Raw genomic sequence first — 639 nt, forward strand, 5'->3', positions numbered from 1 at the left:
AACAAGCCATTCTAGGCGAACGTAACAGCTACAGCAAAACCGATCCGGATGCGACCTTCATGCGCATGAAAGAAGATCATATGCGCAATGGGCAGCTCAAGCCAGGCTACAATGTGCAGATCGGGACGGAAAATCAGTTTATCGTCGGCTACAGCTTGCATCAACGTCCCACGGATACCCGCTGCTTGAAACCGCACCTGGAGAAGGTCAAAGACGCACTCGGCAAACTGCCGGGAACCGTCATTGCCGATGCCGGCTATGGCGGAGAAGAGAACTATGCTTATCTCGAAGAGGGAAAAATTGAAGCTTTAGTGAAGTACGGCACCTATCATAAAGAAAAATCGAAGGCGTGGCAGAAGGATATTAGCAAGATCGACAATTGGCAGTATGACGAAGCCGAGGATAGTTGGACCTGTGCGGCAGGACGGAAATTGGTCTTCCGATACGAAACGACAGAAACGACGGAAAGCGGATATGAAATCCGAAAGCGGCATTACCGGAGTCTGAGCTGCGAAGGCTGTCCGCTCAAATCTGCATGCACAAAAGCCCAAGGGGATCGGGAGATCAGCGTCAGTCTAAGATTCCTGCGCTACAAACAGCAAGTACGTGAGAAGCTTCGAAGCGAGGAAGGGTATGCGC

At 51.2% G+C, this 639-nt stretch carries 1 protein-coding gene; it reads left to right on the forward strand.

Features of this window, described 5'->3' with window-relative positions; translation table 11 throughout:
* On the forward strand, positions 1 to 639 hold a 639-nt coding region (locus tag ACFPYJ_RS33145), incomplete at both ends, for a transposase (protein ID WP_379192888.1).

This window comes from Paenibacillus solisilvae (assembly GCF_042656405.1).
GTDB lineage: Bacteria > Bacillota > Bacilli > Paenibacillales > Paenibacillaceae > Paenibacillus_Z > Paenibacillus_Z solisilvae.